This window comes from Abyssisolibacter fermentans, assembly GCF_001559865.1.
GTDB lineage: Bacteria > Bacillota > Clostridia > Tissierellales > MCWD3 > Abyssisolibacter > Abyssisolibacter fermentans.
On sequence record NZ_LOHE01000004.1, the window covers coordinates 1 to 587 of the forward strand.

General features: G+C 33.9%; 1 tRNA gene. It reads right to left on the reverse strand.

What is annotated here, in order from left to right:
- Nucleotides 1–380: 380 nt before the first annotated feature.
- Nucleotides 381–456: transfer RNA gene (locus AYC61_RS00905), tRNA-Ala, on the reverse strand.
- Between the last annotated feature and the right edge of the window lie 131 nt (nucleotides 457–587).

Genomic DNA, 587 nt, shown 5'->3' on the forward strand with positions numbered 1-587 from the left:
TCTAATTTGATTAAAGAAACTCTAATTTTTATACAACCGGTGAGTTGTATTTTATATTGGAGTAATTTCTGTGTAGTTTTCAAGGTACGAAGGAATTTTAAAATAACAAAATTCCCTTTTTGGATGAAATGTTTGAAGTTCAATAACACAAAACCCATCATTTCATAGCAAAATGTTTGAAGTCCAAGGCATTAAATTTTTCATGGATACGAAGCGTACAAAACGTACGTGAGTAGTCATGATAAATTTGATAACGCAGAAATTCATCATTTCATCAAAATGCTTAAAATCCAAGGCATTGAATTTTTCATGGATATGAGCGTACTAACGTACGTGATTAGTCATGAATAAATTTAATAACGCCGGAGTTTAACATTTCATGGTGGAGATGAGGAGATTCGAACTCCTGACCCCCTGCTTGCAAGGCAGGTGCTCTCCCAACTGAGCTACACCCCCACAAAAAAGGTATTAAAACCTTCAAAATTGAACAGTACATCGCCTAAAATTTTAGTAAAATGCTCTAAATACAAGGAATTAAATTTCTATGACTATGAGCGTACTTAGCGTACGTGATTAGTCATGAGAAA